General features: G+C 59.6%; 17 protein-coding genes. 12 read left to right on the top strand and 5 right to left on the bottom strand.

All coding sequences use genetic code 11. The features are described from left to right. Both Q3981_RS06250 and Q3981_RS06255 read right to left on the bottom strand, forming a co-directional pair. On the bottom strand, positions 1-422 hold a 422-nt coding region (locus Q3981_RS06250), incomplete at its 3' end, for a FadR/GntR family transcriptional regulator (protein ID WP_303124538.1). 276 nt (positions 423-698) lie between these two features. Then, a complete protein-coding gene (locus Q3981_RS06255; RefSeq protein WP_052722123.1) occupies positions 699-989 on the bottom strand; it encodes a hypothetical protein in 291 nt (96 codons plus the stop codon). 687 nt (positions 990-1676) lie between these two features. On the opposite strand from Q3981_RS06255, the gene rplJ reads away from it, so the two are divergent. From rplJ to Q3981_RS06315, 12 genes are all read left to right on the top strand, one after another. Continuing rightward, complete coding sequence (gene rplJ, locus Q3981_RS06260; protein WP_046202856.1) at positions 1677-2189, top strand: 50S ribosomal protein L10; 513 nt, start codon at positions 1677-1679, stop codon at positions 2187-2189. 73 nt (positions 2190-2262) lie between these two features. Further along, entirely contained in the window at positions 2263-2649 is a 387-nt protein-coding gene (gene rplL, locus Q3981_RS06265; protein WP_012732464.1) for a 50S ribosomal protein L7/L12, read from the top strand. 472 nt (positions 2650-3121) lie between these two features. Further along, the gene (locus tag Q3981_RS06270) at positions 3122-6628 is read left to right on the top strand and encodes a DNA-directed RNA polymerase subunit beta (protein ID WP_303124539.1); all 3507 of its coding nucleotides are present in this window, start codon (positions 3122-3124) and stop codon (positions 6626-6628) included. A gap of 66 nt (positions 6629-6694) precedes the next feature. Continuing rightward, on the top strand, positions 6695-10693 hold the full coding sequence (locus tag Q3981_RS06275) for a DNA-directed RNA polymerase subunit beta' (protein ID WP_303124540.1): 3999 nt from the start codon (positions 6695-6697) through the stop codon (positions 10691-10693). A 360-nt stretch (positions 10694-11053) separates the two neighbouring features. Further along, positions 11054-12364, top strand: a complete 1311-nt coding sequence (locus Q3981_RS06280; protein WP_303124541.1) for a ribokinase — start codon at positions 11054-11056, stop codon at positions 12362-12364. A 247-nt stretch (positions 12365-12611) separates the two neighbouring features. Next, complete coding sequence (locus Q3981_RS06285; RefSeq protein WP_303124542.1) at positions 12612-13121, top strand: TM2 domain-containing protein; 510 nt, start codon at positions 12612-12614, stop codon at positions 13119-13121. A 217-nt stretch (positions 13122-13338) separates the two neighbouring features. Further along, positions 13339-14670, top strand: coding sequence for a hypothetical protein (locus Q3981_RS06290; RefSeq protein ID WP_303124543.1), 1332 nt, complete (start codon positions 13339-13341; stop codon positions 14668-14670). Positions 14671-15153: 483 nt separating this feature from the next. After that, positions 15154-15525 carry a 30S ribosomal protein S12 gene (gene rpsL, locus Q3981_RS06295; RefSeq protein WP_012732458.1) on the top strand — a complete coding sequence of 124 codons (372 nt, stop codon included), beginning with the start codon at positions 15154-15156 and terminating at the stop codon, positions 15523-15525. A 3-nt stretch (positions 15526-15528) separates the two neighbouring features. Then, a complete protein-coding gene (rpsG, locus tag Q3981_RS06300) occupies positions 15529-15999 on the top strand; it encodes a 30S ribosomal protein S7 (protein ID WP_012732457.1) in 471 nt (156 codons plus the stop codon). 113 nt (positions 16000-16112) lie between these two features. Continuing rightward, positions 16113-18239: an elongation factor G gene (gene fusA / locus Q3981_RS06305; protein WP_046202860.1), complete on the top strand. Its 2127-nt coding sequence runs from the start codon at positions 16113-16115 to the stop codon at positions 18237-18239. Positions 18240-18661: 422 nt separating this feature from the next. Then, positions 18662-19852: an elongation factor Tu gene (gene tuf, locus Q3981_RS06310; RefSeq protein ID WP_303124544.1), complete on the top strand. Its 1191-nt coding sequence runs from the start codon at positions 18662-18664 to the stop codon at positions 19850-19852. Positions 19853-20311: 459 nt separating this feature from the next. Then, positions 20312-21436: a hypothetical protein gene (locus Q3981_RS06315; protein ID WP_303124545.1), complete on the top strand. Its 1125-nt coding sequence runs from the start codon at positions 20312-20314 to the stop codon at positions 21434-21436. 4 nt (positions 21437-21440) lie between these two features. On the opposite strand, the gene Q3981_RS06320 is transcribed toward Q3981_RS06315, so the two are convergent. The 3 genes from Q3981_RS06320 to Q3981_RS06330 all read right to left on the bottom strand — a co-directional run. Continuing rightward, on the bottom strand, positions 21441-22253 hold the full coding sequence (locus Q3981_RS06320) for a class I SAM-dependent methyltransferase (RefSeq protein ID WP_303124546.1): 813 nt from the start codon (positions 22251-22253) through the stop codon (positions 21441-21443). Positions 22254-22614: 361 nt separating this feature from the next. Continuing rightward, positions 22615-23169 carry a hypothetical protein gene (locus Q3981_RS06325; protein ID WP_012732452.1) on the bottom strand — a complete coding sequence of 185 codons (555 nt, stop codon included), beginning with the start codon at positions 23167-23169 and terminating at the stop codon, positions 22615-22617. Continuing rightward, positions 23166-23737: DUF6286 domain-containing protein (locus Q3981_RS06330; RefSeq protein WP_303124547.1), on the bottom strand; the 572-nt coding region annotated here is incomplete at its 5' end. The genes Q3981_RS06330 and Q3981_RS06325, both read right to left, overlap by 4 nt.

Consider the following 23737-nt stretch of genomic DNA (forward strand, 5'->3'; position numbering starts at 1 on the left):
ATCTGCAAATCCAACGCCTGCCGCGTATCGACCACATCGATCAGCCGCGACCGCGCGTGGTCGTCGTCGAGAGTAATGCGCAGGGTAAGGCCATTGACCAGGGGTTCAAGAGACATATCAGCGACGAATGTGCCGAAGCCGCGTCGGACCTCGAGGATGTCCAGGCTCACGAGGGTTCGGATCGCTTCCCTTACCGACGACCGCGACAGTTTCAGCGATTCCACAATCGTGAGCTCGCTGGGCAGCGGGTCGCCAACCTTCAGGTGGTTATCCCGGATGTAGGCGACAATCGACTGCATGGCCACATCAGTCGCCGAGCGGGCCTCAGAACCGAAGAGCCCCGTATTGCTGCTCCGATAGCTGTTCCCATAGCTGCGGCCGGTGGCAGCGGAATGCGATTTGGTGTTGTCTTGGCCACTCACAGTGAAGCTGACCGCTCCTTCATTGCCGGATTCGTGTCGTGTACAAGGGTTCGTACGAGGACTATTTCTACAGGAATTATTGTCCTGTACGAAGACGGAATATGTATGGGAATTGCGTATTCGGGGGTATCGGGGGTTTAGTGCCGACGTTTGTTTCGCGGGGTCGTGAAACGTTCGGCCGACGAAGTTCCCGATCTGCGAAATCACGCAACCATGAAACGACGGGACCACCGTCGGAAATTAACAGTGATCCCGAATTCGTTTGCTCTTCGAGTCTTACAGCCCCTGGCTGACCTGATCAATCAGGTTCTGGGTGAAGTCCTTCGGCTGTGGCTTCACGAAGAAGGTGCCGTCGGTGGCCTTAGCGACCGTGTCGCCCGCACTCACTGTTTCCCCGTCGGGGAGCTGGAACTGTACGTTGTCGCGAGTCTCAAAGGTCGGCTTGACGTAGTCGCCACCCTCAATCCACTGCTTCAGTGCAGCTTCGCTGGTGCTGGAACCGCTGTGGACGTGCGATTCGACGATGTCGACGTTGGACATATCAGCGGGTGGGGGAAGAACGATCATTGATAACTCCTTCAATGAGGCGGTAAAACTTCAAATGTGCATCACACGGGGTCACATGCATCACGCATGGTCATGTGGTGCAGGCACAACCGCGCACGAAGAATGCGCACCAATTTTGCGCAGGTAAAACGCACGCTGGAAATTGTGCCGATTATGCTTTTCTACTATAGACGCAGATGTATGACAATCCTTCTTTTTGTAAATCGAAGCATTTGAGGTCGATGGCAAGCCGACGGCAGGCCTAATTGCCGACGACGGGGCGGTGACGTTCAAGCGCCGACTCGAACGTCGGAACTGAGCCGGCCTAAACGCGGCCCCAAACGTCGTCGATTTTGAAAATGTGCACTTGGTGTGTAGTCTCCACCGAGGAACTTTAGGATAGTTCACGTTTCACCACAGACCGTCGGTCCTCAGGGAAATCTGAGCGAAGTGTTGCTCATCCGAGTGACGGCCCACGCAGGAGACAACGCGAACGCAAAGTATTCATCACCACGCTCCAGGTTCGAGCCGGATACAAGGTTTCAGCCGGGGAGTGCGAAGTTCAGAGCATTATCGACGCGAACGTCGTAAGACCCTGACACGAAATAGAGAGTGATGAACGAATTGCGCGCCCCGCCTCCTGTGCGGGGCGTTACTCATTGGGTCTCCCCGACGGTGAAACTTACCGAAGGAAGGAGGCGAGAGTACATGGCCAACCCGAAGAACACTGCAGCTGTCAAGGAGCTCACTGCGCGTTTCCAGAACGCAAGCAGTGCAATCCTGACGGAATACCGCGGTCTGTCCGTTACTGAGATGACAGAGCTGCGCAAGGAACTTGGCGCTGAGGTTGAATACTCCGTCGCCAAGAACACCATGATCAAGCTCGCCGCACGCGAAGCTGGCGTCGAAGGTCTTGACGAAGAACTTCTTAACGGCCCCACTGCTATTGCATTTATCAATGGCGAAGCGGTCGATGCCGCGAAGGCAATGAAGAAGTTCGGCGCAGACCACGACGCTTTCGTGGTTAAAGGCGGAACAATGGATGGTTCGGCTCTCACAGCCGAGCAGGTCCAGCAGCTCGCGGACATGGACAACCGCGAGACCACACTGTCCAAGATCGCCGGTGGATTCAACGGCGTTCTGGCGAACGTTGCGTCCTTGCTGGGCGCACCGCATTCCGAGATGGCACGCCTGGCCGCGGCCCTCGAGGAGAAGAAGTAAACACTGTCGGTTCGCCGCCGACAGGCGGGTACGGAACCTCCCACACGAAGACGCGTAGAAAGGAAGCCATATCATGGCTAAGTACACCAACGAAGAGCTCATCGAAGCTTTCAAGGAAATGACCCTCGTTGAGCTCACCGAGTTCAAGAACCTCTTCGAAGAGACCTTCGACGTCACCGCTGCTGCTCCGGTTGCAGTTGCTGCTGCAGGCGCTGCCGGCGGCGAAGCTGCTGCTGAGGAAGAGAAGGACGAGTTCGACGTCGTGCTCGAGGACGCTGGCGCCAAGAAGATCGGCGTTATTAAGGTCGTCCGCGAGGTCGTCTCCGGCCTGGGTCTGAAGGAAGCTAAGGACCTCGTTGAGTCCGCTCCGAAGGCTATCCTCGAAGGTGCCTCCAAGGACGACGCCGAGGCTGCCAAGACCAAGCTTGAAGAGGCTGGCGCCAAGGTTTCCCTCAAGTAAGACAGGGATATGCGCGATTAACTCAGCGCAACGCGCAGCGCACCAACTTCCGACCGTTACGGTGCAGGAACGGTGCGCGGCGTAAATACCGCAAACAGGGGCTTCCCAACACGGGAGGCCCCTGTTTTGTCATATGTACTAGGGTGTTGGCGCTAGGGTAGTGGTGTAGGTGCCCAGTTAGTCCGCGCGACGTTCCACCGCGCCCCACCGCGGAGCTGCACGCCAAGTCCCGCGCCCCCACCACAGAGTGATAAAAAACCATTAGACATGGTGCCATAACTAGTATAAGATAGTCCGTTGCGCTGGATCCCCGTGCACAGATTTCTTTTTAGGCCTTGTACCAATTCCTTCAAAAACAGGATTTGACAAGGTCCTTTAGTGATATCCAACCACGGATGATCCGCTTTTTGGAAGAAGACACTCACTCTTTTCACGCAGGCAAACCACAGCGAGCACGGTCACCCCGCGTGAGGTGCTGGAAGGACCCATCTTGGCAGTCTCCCGCCAGACCAGTTTAACGTCCGGAATCCCCGGCGCGACGAAACGCTACTCGTTCGCGAAGATTAAAGAGCCGATCGAGGTCCCTGGCCTCCTCGATCTGCAGCGCGACTCGTTCGCGTGGCTTATTGGCGCACCCGAATGGCGCGCTAAGAAGCAGGCTGAGTCCGAAGAAGGCGCGCGTATTACCAGCGGCCTGGAGGACATCCTAGAGGAGTTGTCTCCCATTGAGGACTACTCCGGCAACATGTCCCTCACCCTATCCGAGCCCCGCTTCGACGACGTCAAGAACACGATCGATGAAGCCAAGGATAAGGACATTAACTACTCCGCCCCGCTCTATGTGACGGCGGAATTCACCAACGCCATGTCTGGCGAAATTAAAAGCCAGACCGTCTTCATTGGCGATTTCCCAATGATGACGGACAAAGGCACGTTCATTATTAACGGTACCGAGCGTGTCATCGTGTCCCAGTTGGTTCGCTCTCCTGGCGTGTACTTCGACGAGTCCATCGACAAGTCGACCGAGCGCCCGCTGCACTCCGTCAAGGTCATCCCTTCCCGCGGTGCATGGTTGGAGTTCGACATCGACAAGCGCGACACCGTCGGCGTCCGCATCGACCGTAAGCGTCGTCAGCCTGTCACTGTGCTGTTGAAGGCTTTGGGCTTGTCGACGCAGGACATCACGGATCGTTTCGGTTTCTCCGAACTCATGATGTCCACCCTCGAGCATGATGGCGTCGCTAATACCGACGAAGCTCTCCTGGAGATCTACCGCAAGCAGCGTCCGGGTGAGTCACCCACGCGCGATTCCGCTCAGGCTTTGCTGGACAACAGCTTCTTCAACCCGAAGCGGTATGACCTGGCGAAGGTTGGCCGCTACAAGGTGAACCGCAAGCTCGGTTTGGGCGGCGGCTCCACCACGGGCGAGCACACGCTGACCGAAGAAGACATCCTGACCACCATTGAGTACTTGGTGCGTCTGCACGCCGGTGAGCGGACGATGGAATCGCCCGACGGCACCGAGCTGATGATCACCACCGACGATATCGACCACTTCGGTAACCGACGCCTCCGCACCGTCGGCGAGCTGGTCCAGAACCAGGTTCGCGTCGGCCTGTCCCGTATGGAGCGTGTTGTGCGTGAGCGCATGACCACGCAGGACGCGGAATCCATCACGCCGACCTCGCTGATCAACGTGCGTCCCGTGTCGGCCGCGATCCGTGAGTTCTTCGGAACGTCGCAGTTGTCGCAGTTCATGGACCAGAACAACTCCCTGTCTGGCCTGACACACAAGCGCCGTCTGTCCGCTCTTGGACCTGGCGGTCTGTCCCGTGAGCGCGCCGGCCTGGACGTTCGTGACGTCCACGCCTCGCACTACGGCCGCATGTGCCCCATTGAGACGCCTGAGGGTCCGAACATTGGATTGATCGGCTCCCTCGCGTCCTACGCACGCGTTAACCCGTTCGGCTTCATCGAGACGCCGTACCGTCGCGTCGAAAATGGGCAGGCCACCGACGTTGTCGACTACCTCACCGCTGATGAGGAAGACCGGCACATCGTCGCGCAGGCCAACACGAAGATGGACTCCGAGGGCCGCTTCGTTGAGGACACCGTCGAGGTCCGCATGAAAGGCGGAAACGTCGAGGTCGTCCCCGCAAGCGAAGTGGACTACATGGATGTGTCCCCGCGCCAGATGGTGTCTGTGGCTACCGCCATGATTCCGTTCCTGGAGCACGACGACGCCAACCGTGCCCTCATGGGCGCGAATATGCAGCGCCAGGCTGTGCCGCTGCTGCGCAACGAAGCGCCCTTCGTCGGCACCGGTATGGAACTGCGCGCCGCCCACGATGCCGGCGATGTTGTGATCGCTCGCCGCTCGGGCGTCGTCGAAACTGTGTGTGCAGACTTCATCACCACACTTGGCGACGACGGCCAGCGCGACACCTTCCTCCTGCGCAAGTTTGAGCGCACCAACCAGGGGACCTGCTACAACCAGAAGCCCCTCGTTGAGGCCGGCGACCGCATTGAAGAGGGGCAAGCCCTCGCCGACGGCCCCGGCACCGAGAACGGTGAGATGGCTCTTGGCCGTAACCTCCTCGTGGCGTTCATGCCATGGGAAGGCCACAACTACGAGGACGCCATCATCCTCAACCAGCGGATTGTGGAGGAAGATGTCCTCACCTCAATCCACATTGAGGAACACGAGATCGACGCCCGCGACACCAAGCTGGGGCCAGAGGAAATCACCCGCGATATCCCGAACGCTTCGGAAGATATCCTCGCTGACCTCGACGAACGCGGCATCGTCCGCATCGGCGCCGACGTTCGCGACGGCGATATCCTCGTCGGTAAGGTCACCCCGAAGGGTGAAACCGAGCTGACGCCGGAAGAGCGCCTCCTTCGTGCCATCTTCGGCGAGAAGGCCCGCGAAGTGCGCGACACCTCCATGAAGGTTCCGCACGGCGAAACAGGCAAGGTCATCGGCGTTCGCGTGTTCTCCCGCGAAGACGACGACGACCTCGCGCCCGGTGTTAACCAGATGGTTCGCGTGTACGTCGCCCAGAAGCGCAAGATCCAGGACGGCGATAAGCTCTCCGGCCGCCACGGCAACAAGGGTGTCGTCGGCAAGATTTTGCCTGCTGAGGACATGCCGTTCCTGCCCGACGGAACGCCGGTTGACGTCATTCTGAACACGCACGGTGTGCCGCGTCGTATGAACATCGGCCAGGTGCTGGAACTTCACCTCGGTATGCTCGCGAAATCCGGGTGGAAGGTTGACCCCGAGTCCCAGGACCCCGCGATCAAAGCCATGCTGGAAACGCTGCCGGAGGACCTCTACGACGTCCCCGCCGATTCCCGCGTTGCCACCCCGGTGTTCGACGGCACGACCAACGAAGAGCTGTCCGGACTGATGCGCTCCTCGCGGCCCAACCGCGACGGCGACCAAATGGTCAACGAATTCGGCAAATCCACCCTGATCGACGGCCGGACGGGCGAGCCCTTCCAGCAGCCGATCTCCGTGGGCTACATGTACATGCTGAAGCTGCACCACCTGGTCGACGAGAAGATCCACGCGCGCTCCACCGGCCCGTACTCCATGATCACCCAGCAGCCGCTCGGTGGTAAGGCACAGTTCGGTGGCCAGCGCTTCGGTGAGATGGAAGTGTGGGCCATGCAGGCCTACGGCGCCGCCTACACGCTGCAGGAACTCCTGACCATCAAATCCGACGACGTCGTCGGTCGTGTCAAGGTGTACGAAGCCATCGTGAAGGGCGACAACATCCCCGACCCGGGAATTCCGGAGTCCTTCAAGGTGTTGCTCAAAGAGCTGCAGTCTCTGTGCCTCAACGTTGAGGTCCTCTCCGCCGACGGAACCCCGGTTGACCTGGGTGCCGACGATGACGATCTCGACCAAGCCAACGCATCCTTGGGTATTAACCTCTCCCGCGACGAGCGCTTCGACGCTGACGCGGTGTAGAGACCTCCCAACTAGTAACCAGTAATCATCCGAACAACCCTCGTGAACGAGGGGAAAGGACGTTACGTGCTCGACGTCAATCTTTTCGACGAGCTCCGCATCGGTCTCGCCACGGCCGATGACATCCGTCGCTGGTCACACGGCGAGGTCAAGAAGCCCGAGACCATCAACTACCGCACCCTCAAACCCGAGAAGGACGGCCTGTTCTGCGAACGCATCTTCGGGCCAACCCGCGACTGGGAATGTGCCTGCGGTAAATACAAGCGAGTCCGCTACAAGGGCATCGTCTGTGAACGCTGCGGCGTGGAAGTGACCAAATCCAAGGTCCGCCGCGAGCGCATGGGCCACATCGAGCTGGCCGCGCCCGTCACCCACATCTGGTACTTCAAGGGCGTGCCCTCACGCCTCGGGTACCTGCTGGACCTCGCGCCGAAAGATCTGGAAAAGATCATCTACTTCGCCGCGAACATCATCACTTCGGTGGACGAGGAGGCCCGTCACACGGACCAAGAAACCCTCGAAGCCGACATGTTCATGGAGAAGAAAGAGGTCGAGGCTGACCGCGACGAAGAGCTCGCGGAGCGCCAGCAGAAGCTGGAAGAGGACCTCAAAGAGCTCGAGTCCAACGGTGCGAAAGCCGATGCCAAGCGCAAGGTTCAGAACGCCGCTGAGCGCGAGATGCGCCACATTCGTGAGCGTGCCGAGCGTGAAATCGACCGCCTCGACGAGATCTGGAACACGTTCATCAAGCTTGCCCCCAAGCAGATGATCGTCGACGAAACCATCTACTCCGAGCTCGTTGACCGCTACGAGGACTACTTCACCGGCGGCATGGGTGCAGAAGCCATCCAGACGCTGATCAAGAACTTTGACCTCGAAGCTGAAGCGGAGAAACTCAGCGAGGTTATCCGCGACGGCAAAGGACAAAAGCAGGTCCGCGCGCTCAAGCGCCTGCGCGTTGTCGCTGCCTTCCTGCGCTCCGGTAACGATCCGGCAGCGATGGTGCTGGATGCCATCCCGGTGATCCCGCCCGAGCTTCGCCCGATGGTTCAGCTCGACGGTGGCCGGTTCGCAACGTCGGACCTCAACGATCTGTACCGTCGCGTCATCAACCGCAACAACCGCCTGAAGCGCATGATCGACCTCGGCGCGCCCGAGATCATCGTGAACAACGAGAAGCGCATGCTTCAGGAATCCGTCGACGCCCTCTTCGACAACGGACGTCGTGGACGCCCCGTCACGGGCCCCGGCAACCGTCCGCTGAAGTCGCTCTCTGACCTGCTGAAAGGTAAGCAGGGCCGCTTCCGTCAGAACCTGCTGGGTAAGCGTGTCGACTACTCTGGCCGTTCGGTGATTATCGTCGGCCCGCAGTTGAAACTGCACCAGTGCGGCCTGCCGAAGCTCATGGCGTTGGAGCTGTTCAAGCCATTCGTCATGAAGCGCCTGGTGGAGAAGTCCTATGCGCAGAACATTCGCTCCGCGAAGCGGATGGTGGAGCGGCAGCGTCCCGAAGTGTGGGACGTCCTCGAAGAAGCCATCGCGGAACACCCCGTCATGCTCAACCGCGCGCCGACGCTGCACCGCCTGGGTATTCAGGCGTTCGAGCCGGTGCTCGTCGAGGGTAAAGCTATCCAGCTGCACCCCTTGGCATGTGAGGCCTTCAACGCCGACTTCGACGGTGACCAGATGGCTGTCCACCTGCCGCTGTCCGCGGAAGCGCAGGCTGAGGCTCGCGTGCTGATGCTCGCCTCCAACAACATTCTGTCCCCGGCATCCGGTAAACCACTGGCCATGCCGCGTCTGGACATGGTGACCGGCCTGTACTTCCTCACCCTGGAAAAGAGCGAGGACCAGCTCGGTGGCGAAGGTGCCTACCACGAAGCCGACGAGAACGGCCCGAAGCGTGGCACCTACTCGTCTTTCGCCGAGGCCCTCATGGCGCGCGACCGCGGAGTACTTGGCCTCCAGGCACCGATCGAGGTTCGCATCAGCCACCTCCGCCCACCGGAGGACATCGAGGCAGAACTGTTCCCCGACGGATGGCAGCGCGGCCAGAAGTGGACCGCCCACACCACCCTCGGACGCATCATGTTCAACGAACTGCTGCCGTGGAACTACCCGTTCGTCAACGGTGTCATGGCGAAGAAGGCGCAGGCCGTCATCATCAACGACCTCGCTGCACGGTACCCGATGATCACCGTCGCGCAGACCGTCGACAAGATGAAGGACGCCGGCTTCTACTGGGCAACCCGGTCCTGTGTCACCATCTCCATGGACGACGTGCTCGTTCTCCCCAACAAGGAAGAAATCCTGCAGCGGTACGAGAAGCAGGCTGCGACCATCGAGAAGAAGCTCGCCCGAGGCAAGATCAACAACGAAGAGCGCTACCGCTCCCTCGTTGACCTGTGGAAGGAATGCACCGACTTCGTTGGTGAGTCCGTCGAAAAGATCTACCCCGACGACAACCCGATCCCGATGATCGTGAAGTCCGGTGCCGCCGGTAACATGCGCCAGATCTGGACGCTGGCCGGCATGAAGGGCATGGTCACGAACTCGCGTGGTGACTACATCACCCGCCCGATCAAGACCTCCTTCCGCGAGGGCCTGTCGGTGTTGGAGTACTTCAACAACTCGCACGGTTCGCGTAAGGGCCTGGCCGACACCGCTCTGCGTACCGCCGATTCCGGTTACCTCACGCGTCGTCTTGTCGACGTTGCTCAGGACGTTATCGTGCGCGAAGACGACTGTGGCACTCTTAAGGGCCTTACGGTCGACGTCGCGAAGCCGGTGTTGGATGCCGAGGGCAACGAGACGGGAGAATTCACCCGCGCTGAATTCTTGGAGACCGCGCTGATCGGCCGTTACCTGGCCAAGGACGCTGTCAACGACAAGGGCGACGTTATCTACGAGCGTGGCGCTTTCGTCGGCGATGCGGAAGCCAAGAAGATGGTTGCCGAGGGCGTGCGGAACGCTACTGTCCGGACCGTCATGATGTGTGAAACCGCCACCGGCGTGTGTGCGACCTGTTACGGACGGTCCATGGCCACCGGCCAAAAGGTGGACATCGGAGAAGCCGTCGGTATCGTCGCCGCACAGTCCATTGGTGAGCCCGGTACACAGCTGACCATGCGTACGTTCCACCAAGGTGGTGTCGGTGGCGACATCACCGGTGGTCTGCCTCGTGTTCAGGAGCTCTTCGAAGCCCGCGTGCCGAAGAACCAGGCGCCGATCGCGTCCGCTGACGGCACGATCAAGCTTGAGGACGACGGTAACTTCTACACGCTGACCATCACGCCTGACGAAGGCCAGGACGAGGTCGTGTACGAGAAGCTGTCGAAGCGCCAGGGTTTGGCAGTGACCCAGGAACCCGGTGGGTTCGAGCACCAGCTGCGTACTGGCGACCATGTTGTCGCAGGCCAGCCGCTGTTGCGTGGTGCTCCCGATCCGCACGAAGTCCTTCAGGTCGAGGGTGTGCAGGGTGTGCAGAAGCACCTCATTGAACAGGTGCAGAAGGTCTACCGTGACCAGGGTGTGGCGATCCACGACAAGCACATCGAGATTATCGTCCGCCAGATGCTGCGTCGCGTGACTGTTGTCGAGTCAGGAGACACCGAGTTCCTGCCGGGCAGCCTGGTTGACCGGAACGAGGCGCAAGCTGTTAACAAGGCCATCCATGAGAATGGTGGTCAGGGTGCCTCCTTCCGTCAGGAGATCATGGGCATCACCAAGGCGTCGTTGGCCACGGAATCCTGGTTGTCGGCGGCGTCGTTCCAGGAGACCACTCGTGTCCTGACCGATGCGGCGATCAACAAGCGGTCCGATAAGCTCATCGGGCTGAAGGAGAACGTGATCATCGGTAAGCTCATTCCGGCTGGTACGGGCATCTCCCGCTACCGGAACATCTCGGTTGAGCCGACCGAGGAGGCCCGTGCGCAGGCGTTCTCCATGAACACCAGCTACGGCGACGGCTTCTACGGCGAAGACGGTGCGTACGGCGAATTCACCGGCGCGGCCGTTCGCCTGGATGACCAGGGCTTTGATGGAGGCTTCGGCGACATTAGCTAGGTGAGCCTTTGAAGGGTGGTTCGTTGCTGGCGGGCCGGTTAGCCAGCCAGCCAGCCGCCGGTGTGCTGCCTCTCAGAAAATGATTTTTCGGCAAATGCCCGGGTGCGAGGTATCTCGCACCCGGGCATTTTCTGTTTTTAATTGGATTTTGGCATCTCTTGTTAGGTTTTCCGTCGGAGAGAGCGAAGGCCTAGTTCCTAGTGCATCGAAGGGGAAAATTCGTTCCGTATGCTACTTATACCGGCCTGTGCACGGGAGGCCTCACCAATTCGTGCCCGGTAAGCCCCACGGCACGTGCATAGCAGGCCCCACGGCAAGGAAAAACCACTCACCTAACCTCACCAGACCTATAAACGACCTATGAAAAGCAATCCAGACCTCTCGAATGTCAAAGAAATCTTCACATCCGTAATGTCGTCGCCGGGAAAAGTCACCGTCGTCGGCTCGCTCAACGTCGATCTGACTGCACGGGTCGAGGAATTCCCAGCTCCCGGGGCAACGGTCCCGGCCTCTGACCTGACGTATGGCCCCGGCGGTAAGTCCTCGAATCAGGCGGTCGCGGCGTCGAAAATTGGGGCGGATGTCGCGATGGTGGGCGCGGTTGGCCACGATGCTTACGGGAGCTTTGTGCAGCGAAGTTTGGGGGATGCGGGGGTCGATACGTCGAGGGTTGTGGCTCGCGATTTGCCCACCGGGACCGCGCTGATCACGGTGAATGCGGCTGGTGAGAACACGATCGTGTACTCGGCGGGCGCGAATCGGAGCGTGTCGCGGGCGGACCTGCAGGAGGCTGCGGATGTTCTGCAGTCTGCGGATGTTGTGGCGCTCGGCTTTGAGTCGCCCGCGAGTGTGGTTGCGGCCGCGATCGATGTCGCTCGCTCTGCTTCCGACGGAAATACTGAAACAAGCGCGCACGCCGACCAACACGATGCGCCCCATCAACGCCGGAACAATGGTCGCGATGTCCGAGGAACTCGCCGTTCACCGCAGATTATTTTGAATTATTCTCCAATTATCGACGTCGACCCGGCGCTGTTGACCGGTGTCGATATCGTGGTCGTGAATGAGATTGAGCTGCGGGCTCTGGGGGAGCGGTATGAATTCTCCCAATTGCCGACGCAGGAACGAGGGGGATTGGCTAACGTAGCCGGATCTAAGGTCGACGAACATGCCGACGCAAAGCCCGCGGACGTGCCTACCGTGCACGACCCCGAAGACGGCATGGCTAAAGAAGATAGTGCCGGCGAAAATGACCTGTTCACGACGGCGAGACGAATAGTCGCCACGATGGGCCTCCGAGGCTTGATTGTGACGCTCGGCCCGGAGGGCTGTTTTGTTGTGGAGTGTGAGGATTCTTTAGATAGCGGTGACGGTAATCCGACGAGTGACGCGGACCGGAGTGATTGCGCCAACCAAACCGACACCGTCCCCACTACTAATGGCGTGTATGTGCAGGGATATCCAGTCGAAGCAGTCGATTCAACCGGGTGCGGCGATTGCTTTATGGGGACGGTCGCCGCATCGATAGCCTCCGGACAAAGTCTGCTGGATTCCGCCAGGTTGGCAACCTTCGTTGCATCTCGCGCCGCGACCAAGCAGGGTGCTCAAAGTTCATATTCCTCGGCCGACGAACTCGCAGACCAGCTCAAACTCGACCCATTGAACCAGTAAACACGGAGCTGATCGACAGGACGATTGATGGGCGAGCTCGACGGTCACCCATCACCGCACACACCACCCCCGTCGAGAATTCTTCGTATCAGGGAACATTTCGGGCTTCAGCGGAACACATCAAATAGAGGCCGAGAGCGAGCGTCGACAAGCCTAATAAGAACGGCACCAACGACAAACGGTCTGCAACGGACACCGCACTCGGCCACCGCACTACAACCGTCCCGAAGACCCCGAAGGAATCGTCATGACTTATCCCCACAACTCGAGCAGCCCCTATCAGGGATCCAGCGACCCTTACTCGGGATCCCCCGCCGGTTTCGGCGCGCCTGGTTCCGGGGAGGGCGGAATGCCGGCCACCTATGAAAGCGGCCAGGTGGACTCAGCATTTGGCGGTCAGTATGGCAATGCGGGCCAATATGCGCAGCCCAACCAGTGGAATCAGGGTTCGCCGCAGTTCGGCAACGGCATGAACGGCATGGGCTCGGTCCCGCAGGGTCGGCAGAAGAGCAAAGTAGTCGCCGCCGTGCTCGCGTTTTTCCTGGGCGGCTTCGGAGCGCACAATTTCTACCTCGGGTATATCGGGGTCGCCTGCGCCCAGCTCGCAATCCTGTTGATTAGCGTTCCTTTGATGTTCGTTGTTGTCGGTTTCTTTACCGACGCGGCCCTCTCCATCTGGGTTTTGGTCGAATTCATCATGATCCTCGCTGGTTCGGCGCGCTTCGCAACCGACGCCAACGGCGTGCCTGTTCGTTAAAGCCGAAGCGTTCCGGAGGCAATTTTCCGACGAAGCGTGCCGACGAAGACGGCGTGCTGACTGGAACGCGAACGCTCCATCAATCGGAACGTGAGCGCTCCATTAACCGGAGCACGTAAAACGCAACCGAACGGAGGTGCGGTGAGTCTGTGAGGCGCGCAGTGGTCGATTAGAATAATTACCCGGAATGCGATCAACCTAACAGGTAAGGCTCACCATGACTCCCGACGACAACTCCTGGAAGCATTCAAGCAACGACCGCTCTGACGGCGGGGGCAATGACGGCTCGGATGACACGAGGCGTGATAATTCAGCCGACGACGCACATCGCCAGAATCAAAGTGCCGACGACGCCACCGCCAACGAAAACCAACACGACGGTGGCCAAGGCAACGACGCTGCTGGTGAGAGCGCCCAAGCCACGGAAGGAAGTAATTCGTCGGCAGGAACGTCCGACGCTCAATCCGCCGGGAGTCACTCGTCGGAAGAGGATTTTGAAACCCGCGAATGGCAGCCAGTCCAAGCGTGGAGTGAAGTCCGGAACCCCGACGGGAGTGTGTCTCCTCGGTCGGGCGGGCCGTGGGGTAATTCCCAGCAATGGAACAACGCCGGCAACGGTGGGGGAAACGGCTGGAACAACGCCGGCAATACCGGGTGGAACAACGGGGGTGGCCAGCAGTGGAACGGGGGCGCCCCGGGCGGTTGGAATGGTCAGCCGGGCCAGGGTCAGTACGGTAGCCAGTATGGTGCTGCTCAGAATGGGACTGGCCAGTGGAATAATTCCCAGGGGCAGCCGGGTCAATATGGCCAGCAAGGGCAATATGGACAGGGTCAGTACAACCAACAGCCCCAGTACAACCAACACGCTCAGTACGGTCAGGGGCAGTCGGGCGGCTCGAGTGCTGTCGGGTCGCAGGGGGAGTCCGGCCAGTCGGGCTCATCGATCTGGAAGGTTCTGCTTCCTATCATCCTCATCCTGGTCGTGGTCGCCGCGCTGATCGGAGCGCTGATGTGGAAGCCGTGGGAAAAGCTCAGTAACGACGGTGGCGCGCCCGGCAGTGAATCGTCGGCAATCCCGGAAGAACCGAGCAACGGGCCCACAGAAGAAACGACGACGGAGCCCGAGGACACCGAAACCACCACGGAAGACACCACCACCGAACGGACAACCACTACAACGACAACGTCGAGTAACCACACGGGCACTGACATCCCAGGGTTGGGCCGCCAAGGATTTACGGCTAACAGCGCTGCAACCTGTAATGCCGACGACGAATGGGTGTACGCGGGCATTAATGAGGACGGCGACAAAGTGGTCATCTGCCAGGTAGGGGACACCGACGGGTTCTACTACCGCGGTTGGTACCATGGCGGCGCGCTCGAACGAGATGTGACGAGCCGCGGCTCCGATGGGAGGTCGTACACGATGAAGAGCGGTGGAACCGTGATCAACATCGACGGATCCACCTTGAATGTTGTGCAGAACGGTAAGACCGTTTCTTCCTCCGTGTTTGACGGAGTCGCCACGCGGGAACCGGATTGGGGATAACCGTGTTCCTCGAACATCCGGCCACCAAATAGCCGACGCCCGACGGGCGCCTGGCTAGCGAACGCTCGACCCCACCCGCCGTCGATGTAACCGGCGCCCCACGCCCAAATCCCACCGGTTTCCCACCACAAGTTTGGGAAAAATCCAGGTTATCGCTTAAACTGGAGCGCTGTGTCCGCCACGTGCGGGCGGGACAAACGTCCACCGTAGGCCAGCGAGAGCGGCTGACTCGTTCACGTACGCTCAAAAACCGCTGGTCACGGCGTTAAAAATTTCTTCCGAAAAGTCGCCTAGCGCAACGTCGGAAAGAAGTTTTTAGCACCACGGAATGAGCTTGCAAAGGCAGGTGCGAGCGGCAAGTAAGCACCCCGCCTGCACGGGCACTATGCCAGTGAGCGAGTGAAAAACCCGGTTTTGTTGTAATTTCCATCACACCCCGGGAATGAACCGCAAACGCGTCAAAGAAACATAGAAAGTCGGTACATGCCTACTATTCAGCAGCTGGTCCGCAAGGGCCGCAAGGACAAGAAGGCCAAGGTGAAGACCGCGGCCCTCAAGGGATCACCGCAGCGCCGCGGTGTGTGCACCCGTGTCTACACCACGACCCCGAAGAAGCCGAACTCCGCCCTCCGTAAGGTTGCGCGTGTTCGTCTGACCTCTGGTATTGAGGTTTCCGCTTACATCCCCGGTGAGGGCCACAACCTGCAGGAGCACTCCATGGTGCTCGTTCGCGGTGGCCGTGTGAAGGACCTCCCAGGTGTCCGCTACCGCATCATCCGCGGCTCCCTCGACACCCAGGGAGTTAAGGATCGTAAGCAGGCACGTTCTCGCTACGGTGCGAAGAAGGAGAAGTAATTCATGCCACGTAAAGGTCCAGCACCCGCACGTCAGCTTCCGAAAGACCCGGTATATGGCGATACCATCGTCTCGCAGCTGATCAACAAGGTCCTCGTCGATGGCAAGAAGTCCACCGCCGAGCGCATCGTCTACGGAGCCCTCGAATCCTGCCGTGAGAAGACCGGCACCGACCCGGTTCTCACCCTGAAGAAGGCTCTTGACAACGTCAAACCCACCCTCGAAGTGCGTTCACGCCGCGTTGGTGGCGCAACCTACCAGGTCCCGGTCGAGGTTCGCCCTGGCCGTGCAACCACCCTGGCACTGCGTTGGCTGGTTATGTTCACCCGCCAGCGTCGCGAAAACACCATGACCGAGCGTCTCGCCGCAGAGATCCTGGACGCATCCAACGGCCTCGGCGCATCCGTGAAGCGTCGTGAAGACACTCACAAGATGGCTGAAGCCAACCGCGCATTCGCGCACTACCGCTGGTAATCACCTCTCCGGCGTAGCCAGACCAAGAATTACACGCAGGCCCGCCACCATCGGATCGCCACGATCGACTGGTTCCGGTGAGTGGGCCACCAAACTACGAGTTGGGGTACACAGTGGCACAAAAAGTGCTTTCTGACCTTCATAAGGTCCGCAACATCGGCATCATGGCCCACATTGATGCCGGAAAGACCACCGTAACCGAACGAATCCTCTACTACACGGGTATCAACCGCAAAGTCGGTGAGACCCACGATGGTGCTTCCACCACTGACTGGATGGAGCAGGAGAAAGAGCGCGGCATCACGATTACGTCCGCCGCGGTCACCTGTTTCTGGAAAGACAACCAGATCAACATCATCGACACCCCCGGCCACGTCGACTTCACCGTCGAGGTTGAGCGTTCACTTCGCGTCCTCGACGGAGCCGTCGCCGTGTTCGACGGTAAGGAAGGTGTTGAGCCGCAGTCCGAGCAGGTGTGGCGCCAGGCCGCTAAGTACGACGTCCCACGCATTTGCTTCGTCAACAAGATGGACAAGCTGGGCGCGGACTTCTACTACACCGTCGACACCATCGTCGACCGCCTCCACGCAAAGCCGCTGGTCATGCAGCTCCCCATCGGTGCTGAAGATGACTTCGACGGCGTCGTTGACCTGATCAACATGAACGCCATTACCTGGCGCGGCAAGGTCGACGTCGGAGCAGAGCCCACCATCGAGGAAATCCCGGACGACCTCAAAGACAAGGCCGACGAGTACCACGAGAAGCTGCTCGAGGCCGTCGCCGAGTCCGACGAAGAGCTCATGGAGAAGTACTTCGCCGGTGAGGAACTCACCACCGACGAGATCCACGAGGCCATCCGCAAGATGGTTGTGAACTCCGAGATCTTCCCCGTGTTCTGTGGTTCCGCCTACAAGAACAAGGGTGTTCAGCCGCTGCTCGACGCCATTAACTGGTACTTGCCGACGCCTCTCGACGTCGGAGAGGTTCACGGCCACAAGGTCGGCGACGAGTCCGTCGAGCTGACACGCCACCCCTCCGTGGATGCGCCATTCTCGGCGTTGGCGTTCAAGATCGCCGCCCACCCGTTCTTCGGTAAGCTGACGTTCGTTCGCGTGTACTCCGGTTCCGTCGAGCCTGGCCAGCAGGTCATGAACTCGACCAAGGGCCACAAGGAGCGCATCGGCAAGCTCTTCCAGATGCACGCCAACAAAGAGAACCCGATGGACGTCGCCAAGGCCGGAAACATCTACGCTTTCATCGGCCTGAAAGACACCACCACCGGTGATACCCTGTGTGACGCCAATGACCAGATCATCCTGGAGTCCATGGACTTCCCGGATCCGGTTATTGAGGTGGCCATCGAGCCGAAGTCCAAGGCTGACCAGGAGAAGCTCGGTATCGCTATTCAGCGCCTCGCTGAAGAGGACCCGACATTCACCGTCAAGCTCGACGAAGAGACCGGCCAGACCGTCATCGGCGGTATGGGCGAGCTCCACCTCGACGTCCTTGTTGACCGCATGAAGCGCGAATTCAAGGTCGAGGCGAACGTGGGTGCCCCGCAGGTTGCGTACCGCGAGACCATCCGCAAGCCCGTCGAGAAGTACGAATACACCCACAAGAAGCAGACCGGTGGTTCGGGTCAGTTCGCTAAGGTCATTATCTCGCTGGAGCCCTACGCTCCCAACCCGGACGAGCTCGAAGAGGGCGAGTCCGCGACCTACAAGTTCGAGAACGCCGTTACCGGTGGCCGCGTGCCGAAGGAATACATTCCTTCTGTCGACGCCGGTATCCAGGACGCCATGCAGTACGGTACGCTGGCCGGATTCCCGCTGGTCAACATCAAGGCCACGCTTGTCGACGGCCAGTACCACGAGGTTGACTCCTCTGAAATGGCCTTCAAGATCGCCGGTGCTCAGGCGCTCAAGGAAGCCGTTCAGAAGGCGAAGCCGGTTCTGCTCGAGCCGATGATGGCTGTGGACGTCATCACTCCTGAGGAGTACATGGGCGAGGTCATCGGCGACGTCAACGCACGTCGTGGCCAGGTCCACTCCATGGAGGACCGTTCCGGCGCCAAGGTCGTTAAGGCCACGGTTCCGCTGTCGTCCATGTTCGGCTACGTTGGTGACCTCCGCTCGAAGACGCAGGGTCGTGCAAACTACACCATGATCTTCGACTCCTACGCGGAAGTTCCGACGAACGTCGCGCAGGAGATCATCGCGGAGCGCACGGGTAACAAGTAATCCGCGCACCCTCACCATTACAGCCCCTCGTCGATCGGGTTACAGGGTCGACGAAGGGCAACGCATGGTAAGGGCCAGCCAGGCACTATCCACAAAATGCTCTGAAAAGTTGCTGTTAATACGCAGCACATCACAGCAGCGCATCATAGGAGTGTGTGATGTGAATAGTGTGTGGTGGCCGTTACCATAGAATCAAGGTCGGAGGCAGCTTGAAATACGTTGCCTTACCCCTTTATTATGCTGTAACTGGCAATATTTAAATCACCTCTCGTAGAGTCGCCTTCTATTGACCCTGACCAGTGTCGACACCACTTTATGATCGACGATGACCAGGGTTAACAAGGTGAAAGTGTTTCTGCGAAAGGTAACACCACCCGTGGCTGCGAACGTCGTAGCCACCGAGAAGTCCAGGAGGACAAACAGTGGCGAAGGCTAAGTTCGATCGGAGCAAGCCGCACGTAAACATCGGTACCATCGGTCACGTTGACCACGGTAAGACCACCACTACCGCTGCTATCACCAAGGTTCTGTCGGAGAAGTACCCCGAAGAGAACCAGGCTTTCGCTTTCGACGCCATCGACAAGGCGCCGGAGGAGAAAGAGCGCGGTATTACCATTAACATCGCTCACGTCGAGTACTCCACCCCGAAGCGTCACTACGCTCACGTGGATGCTCCGGGCCACGCCGACTACATCAAGAACATGATCACCGGTGCTGCCCAGATGGACGGCGCAATCCTCGTCGTCGCTGCTACCGACGGCCCGATGCCTCAGACCCGCGAGCACGTTCTTCTTGCTCGCCAGGTTGGCGTTCCTTACATCCTCGTTGCTCTGAACAAGTGCGACATGGTTGATGATGAGGACCTCATCGAGCTCGTCGAAATGGAAGTTCGTGAACTCCTCGCTGAGCAGGACTTCGACGAAGATGCACCTATCGTTCACATCTCCGCTCTGAAGGCTCTTGAGGGCGACGAGAAGTGGGAGCAGTCCATCCTCGACCTCATGGACGCCTGCGACGAGTCCATCCCGGATCCGGTTCGTGAAACCGACAAGCCCTTCCTCATGCCTATTGAGGACATCTTCACCATTACCGGTCGCGGCACCGTCGTCACCGGTCGTGTGGAGCGCGGCAAGCTGAACCTCAACGATGACGTTGAAATTCTGGGCATCAAGGAGAAGAGCCAGAACACCACCGTCACCGGTATCGAGATGTTCCGCAAGCAGCTCGACTACGCAGAGGCTGGCGACAACTGTGGTCTGCTTCTCCGTGGTACCAAGCGTGAGGACGTTGAGCGTGGCCAGATCGTGGCTAAGCCCGGCGCATACACCCCTCACACCGAGTTCGAGGGTTCCGTCTACGTCCTGTCCAAGGACGAGGGCGGCCGTCACACCCCGTTCTTCGACAACTACCGCCCGCAGTTCTACTTCCGCACCACCGACGTTACCGGTGTTGTGAAGCTCCCTGAGGGCACCGAGATGGTTATGCCTGGCGACAACGTCGACATGTCCGTCACCTTGATCCAGCCGGTCGCCATGGACGAAGGCCTCCGCTTCGCTATCCGCGAAGGTGGCCGCACCGTTGGCGCTGGTCGCGTGACCAAGATCAACAAGTAAGAACCTCTGACAAGTCTCCCCGGTTTCTAGCCGGGAGCTAAGAGGTCGCCCCGCTGCTTAGCGCAGCGGGGCTTTCTTTATGCGCAGACGGGCGGCGGTTTCTAGTGGTCGTGGAAACAGGGATACGTAGCAAAAGGCGGTGCGGACAGAACCCTGGAGCCCAAAAGTGCGGGGGAATATGCGCCCTAAATAAAAGTGCGTGGGTATATGGTCCATTTTCGGCCATTTTTCGCCCATATCGCCCCGCAGTTTTCAGAACCGACCCCGATATTGCCCCGCAGTTTTCCGGCGTGCGTGCACACTTTTGTCGTATAACCCTAAATCGCGGGGCCTAGCCGGCGAGTAGCCACTCCACCTCATTCGCGTGTGTTCTAAAACAGATGAGAAACAGTTCTACAAGGCACTGGGGATATATAAAGTAGACCTAGATAGTTCCCTCATTCCCCTCAAAGGATTCCCATGACCATCGTTTCCCAATATCTGCACACTGGCCGGCACCGTGCCCCCACATCTCCACGCCGCCGGATTCGCGTTCTCTCCGGCGCCGTCATTGCAGCTGCGGCATTGTTCGCACCGACGGTCGCGTCGCCAAGTGGAGCTGCCTCAGCAGCCCCGATGCCCAACGTCGACCAGAATGGAAATATCGCCGCACCGGGGCGTACTCAGATTTCCTTCCAGAGCACGTTGACTGGCCACCACGTGGGAACCGCGAATGAGCACGAGTCGCGCCCAGGTTTGTCGCTGGTGAAGATGTACATCGCGGATTATGTGTTCGAGCATGGCACGCCCGAGGATCAGGCCAAGGCTACCCAGATGCTCCGCTTCTCGGACGACAATATCGCGAGTGAGCTCTACGCGAAGTACCCGAATAGCATCAACGACCGCGCGGCGAAGTACCACCTGGCGGACACTCACGGTGCTCCTCATTGGGGAAACAGCACGACGTCAACGGCGGATTCGGTCGCTTATCTGGAGGCGAAGAAGCGCGAGAATCCGTTCGGTCCTGTGCTCTCTGCGTTAGCGACGGCATCTCCCGTGGCTGCCGACGGCTACAAGCAGGACTACGGCACCGCGACCCTGCCCGGTGTGTTAGGCACCAAGTGGGGATGGTCCGATGATCGGACCTCCGTGAACGCGTCGGCGTCCTTTGGCCCGTTCTTCTCTGTCTCCGCGAGCACTTACGGCCCGTCGCAGCAGTTGACCGACGATGTGCAGGGTGCGTTCACCAACCGGCCGTGGAACCCCTTAGCACTGGACGGTGTGGGCATTCCCGCGTCCGGAGCCCCCGCTCCTGCAACCAACGAATTTGCTTCCGCCGCGTTGACCTCCTATCCTGCCCGCGCGGTTGCGCAATCCGCGTTCGACACGTATAGGAACGCCGCTTTTAAGGACTTCCAGGATCGCTATGCCCCGAACACCTTTGGCCCTATAGGCAATTCTTCGCCCTTCTGGCCGACGGTTAATGCCATGCGCGATGAGGCCCTAGCAAACATCGGCCAGCCGATCGTCAACGCCGTACCCGAGAGCATTCCGGTCCCGAGCGCGGTCGTGCCGTTCCTCCCTCCGGCCCCAGCCGCCCAGTAAACCCCTACTTCTTCTTGGCGACGATGGCGATAGCGGTCAACTCGTTCTCGTATTTCTGGAACGTCTGCCGCATCCCCATCACGCGCTTGCGCACGTTCGGCTTCGTCGCAATGTTAAACGCGATCTTGAGGGTGCGCAGGATGCCCTCGTCGCTAATGATCCGCTTGGGCTCCAGCAACGCCATGGGGGCGAAGTGCGTGGTCTCAACTTCGAAGCCGTGCGAGGTCAGGAGATCCTGCCACTCGTGCTCGGTGAGGGGACGGGCATTGACCTTGATCGATCGGGCGAGCGCCTTACGCACTTCGGTTTTCGTGTCATCGGAGAGGTCATTGGGCTGGAGGCCGAGCTCGTGGATGGCGTACCGCCCGCCGGGCCGAAGAATGCGGTGAACCTCCTCAATGATGGCCGCTTTGCCCTTGTCACCCTGCATGGTCAGCATCGCTTCGCCGACGGCTACGTCAACAGACTCGTCGTCCAAGGTGGTGTTGTTCGCTCGGCCCTGGAGCACCCGAATCGCGTTGGCCGGCATGTGTCCCGACGCCGCCTGGTGCGCAGCCGCCGCGGCCAGGTGAGCCGCATCCGGGTCTTCGTCGACCCCCGTGTAGGAGGACGGCTCTTCCGCCACGATCTTCTCGGCAGTTTTCCCGAGCCCAGGAGCCAGCTCCACGACGTCATGGTTGTGAATGGGCAGCGCGCTGAGCATCTTTTCGGTCAACTCGCGCCCGCCAGGGCGAAGGACCTTCTTACCCACTTGCGCCAGGAGCCAGTGCCCAGACTGGTTTTCGACGGGACGATCACTCATAGGAAGCCGTGGCATTTCTTCTCCTTGTGCTGGCCGTAGTTTTGTCTGTGTACGCTCAGGTCACGCTTCAGGCCACGCTAAGGAAGGCGACCTTGACTTTATTGTTCCACGGTGGTGAGGAAAACCCGTGGTAGTGGGAAGAGAAATAACTCACATATTAAATGCGTATTTATTGCCGACGCCGGTCTCGCGCTGTTTTCGCCGACGCCGATGCCGATGGTCAAAGCCGACGCTCGCCCGAGCGTGGTCGTCGTCGACCCACAAGCGCACATGAAAAAACCGGCTGACCACCTACCAAGTAAGTGGTTCAGCCGGTGTTACGTCGAAAACCTGTGTGCCCGGGGCCGAAAAAGCCCGACAAGCACGTCAGGCGACGCTAGCTCGCTTTATCCAGGTGGATGAGGAATCGCGTATCCACATCTTCCTGGGGGAGCGCAGAAACGATATCCGACGCTGCCTGGCGGCACTCGCCCCGCACATGATCCAGATCGGCATGCGGGTCGCACCGCAATGTCATCGTCAGCACCTTCTGGCCGCGGTCCACCTCAGAGCGGTATTTGCAGTCCGCAATACCGTCGTACCGGGTGAGATCCTGCGACACAGCGGACGCAATATCGTCCAGCCGAACGGTGACTCGTCCGTTGTCGGCAGATTCTTTTGCTTCGACTTTGGTGACGCGGCGGCGATCAATAATCAACCACCAGAACCAGAGGCCAAGAAGAATCAGGATTGCCGACGCCACACCGAGGACCGTCGGGTACCAGGACTTATCGGTCAACGTGCCCCAGAAGCTGGTGTCTGCGTACTCACCGAGCTTTTCGGCCGGGGTGAGGTGCAAGGCCAGGCCGATGCCCCATAGACCGCCTGCGATGAGGATGGCGGCGACCAGGATCATAATGATCCGGAGGAATATTGACTTTCCGTGGCTCATTGATCACTCCTTGGTCGGGCAAGCCGAACCTTGAGATCCGGCTGTGAAGACACCGCTTGAACGACGGGGCGACATGCCTTGTGCACGCGGTCGGACAGACCGGGGTCGTCCGGGTCGCCGGTGACAGTGACGGTGACGCGCTTCGCAGTTGCCACGGTGGTGGCATTGAGCACGCCACGCTGGTCTTTCGCACGAGCGCTGCAGGCGCGGGCGATGTCCACCGGGCGCATCCACAAGGAGGCTTCGTTGTCGATCAAGATGTGCGTCTTGGTCCGCGGACGAAGGCTAGCAATGAGAATGATGAGGCCCAGGATCAGCGCGATAACGGCGATGATCAGGAACATCTGAACCCAGTGAGCATGGCTGAGCCAATCGATGATCGGTTGGAGCCACGACGGTCCACTGATCGTGTCGGTTTCCAGAAGGAGTTCGCGGATTCCGACGGCACCACCGGCGAGGAAGACCAGCCCAAGGATGAACATCCAGCCACGCGCCCTCGGCGACTTCCGAGGTTCCTTCGCCGGGCGGAAGCTCAGCTTCTTCCAGCTAGGAGTTGCGCTCTGCTTGT

This window comes from Corynebacterium sp., assembly GCF_030530965.1.
GTDB lineage: Bacteria > Actinomycetota > Actinomycetes > Mycobacteriales > Mycobacteriaceae > Corynebacterium.

Coding starts and splice junctions, on each gene's coding strand:
- Q3981_RS06255 (WP_052722123.1), bottom strand. CDS start 989: ATGATCGTTCTTCCCCCACCCGCTGATATGTCCAACGTCGACATCGTC.
- rplJ (WP_046202856.1), top strand. CDS start 1,677: ATGGCCAACCCGAAGAACACTGCAGCTGTCAAGGAGCTCACTGCGCGT.
- rplL (WP_012732464.1), top strand. CDS start 2,263: ATGGCTAAGTACACCAACGAAGAGCTCATCGAAGCTTTCAAGGAAATG.
- Q3981_RS06280 (WP_303124541.1), top strand. CDS start 11,054: ATGAAAAGCAATCCAGACCTCTCGAATGTCAAAGAAATCTTCACATCC.
- Q3981_RS06285 (WP_303124542.1), top strand. CDS start 12,612: ATGACTTATCCCCACAACTCGAGCAGCCCCTATCAGGGATCCAGCGAC.
- Q3981_RS06290 (WP_303124543.1), top strand. CDS start 13,339: ATGACTCCCGACGACAACTCCTGGAAGCATTCAAGCAACGACCGCTCT.
- rpsL (WP_012732458.1), top strand. CDS start 15,154: ATGCCTACTATTCAGCAGCTGGTCCGCAAGGGCCGCAAGGACAAGAAG.
- rpsG (WP_012732457.1), top strand. CDS start 15,529: ATGCCACGTAAAGGTCCAGCACCCGCACGTCAGCTTCCGAAAGACCCG.
- Q3981_RS06315 (WP_303124545.1), top strand. CDS start 20,312: ATGACCATCGTTTCCCAATATCTGCACACTGGCCGGCACCGTGCCCCC.
- Q3981_RS06320 (WP_303124546.1), bottom strand. CDS start 22,253: ATGCCACGGCTTCCTATGAGTGATCGTCCCGTCGAAAACCAGTCTGGG.
- Q3981_RS06325 (WP_012732452.1), bottom strand. CDS start 23,169: ATGAGCCACGGAAAGTCAATATTCCTCCGGATCATTATGATCCTGGTC.